Source organism: Halanaerobium sp. (assembly GCF_003070835.1).
On sequence record NZ_QBLR01000498.1, the window covers coordinates 1 to 1,129 of the forward strand.

Genomic DNA, 1,129 nt, shown 5'->3' on the forward strand with positions numbered 1-1,129 from the left:
GTGACTGTTGGTGTGGCTCTGTTAGCTGATATTTCAGCTGTTATTTTAGTAGAAGGTAAGGATTTTGAACAAATAGCGGTTAAAAAGGCCTGCAGAAAAGATGTTAATTTGCTTAAATACAGGGGTTCAAAATTTGAATTAGCTGGAAAGTTTTATGAAGACCTTAAATAATTATTTTTAGTTAGAATGGCTCAAATTTTCTATTAGCCAGGAAATTATACCTAATGGTTTGTTGTGGGTAATATTTTATAGCTTCATAATTTCCGCTATCAAGAAAATTTAATCTTACTGTACTGCAGATTGTCCGAAGGATATTTGTTCATTGTTTTTATTAATAAAGCCCATCAGTAATTATCTGTATAAATTTATCTGCTGATTTTGAAATTGGAATATTTTTCATTTTCATCACTGCCAGTTTTCTTGCTGGCAGTTTTTCTTTTGTCTTAACTGCAAATAAACCTTCTTCTTTGAGGTCGAGACAGTATTCGGGGACCAGAGCAATACCAAGACCAATTTTTGTCATTTCGATTAATAAGTCAACACTTCCGAGTTCAACTGCAGCCTCAATTTCGATATCCAGTTTAGTTAAAGCATTCTCCAGAAATTTTCGGGTTGTAGTTTTTGCTTCCAGCATTAAGAGAGGATAATTTTGTATTTCCCTCAGTTTAATTTCTTTTTTTCTCAAGTCTTTAAATTCACTGCCTGCTATAAAAATATCATTAAAACTGAAAATTTCCTGACATTCCATCTGATCAGTGATTTTTGGATTGGGAAGATTGCTGATGATTAGATCAACTTTGTTCTGCTGCAGGAGGTCAATACAGGTGCTGGAGGTTCTATTTGTAATCTGAATCTGTATTTCTGGGTAAAGATGATGATATTTTTTTAAATAAGGAAGCAGATAATCCTTAGAGATTGTATCATTAGCACCAATATGAATTTCTCCTCTTTCTAAAGAATTGATTTCTCTGATGCTTTTTTCTCCACTTTCAATTAAATTAAAAGCCGGCTCAATATGCTCAAATAGTATTTTCCCCGCTTCGGTTAGCCGTACTTTTTTGGTGCTTCTAATGAATAATTCAGTTTTTAATTCTTTTTCCAGATTTTTAACCTCAATTGTTAAACTATC

At 32.7% G+C, this 1,129-nt stretch carries 1 protein-coding gene; it reads right to left on the reverse strand.

Translation table 11 applies throughout. The annotated features are described in order from the left end of the window. Positions 1-331 precede the first annotated feature (331 nt). Positions 332-1,129, reverse strand: a 798-nt coding sequence (locus tag CI949_RS20785; protein ID WP_290769949.1) for a LysR family transcriptional regulator, incomplete at its 5' end; no start/stop codon positions are given.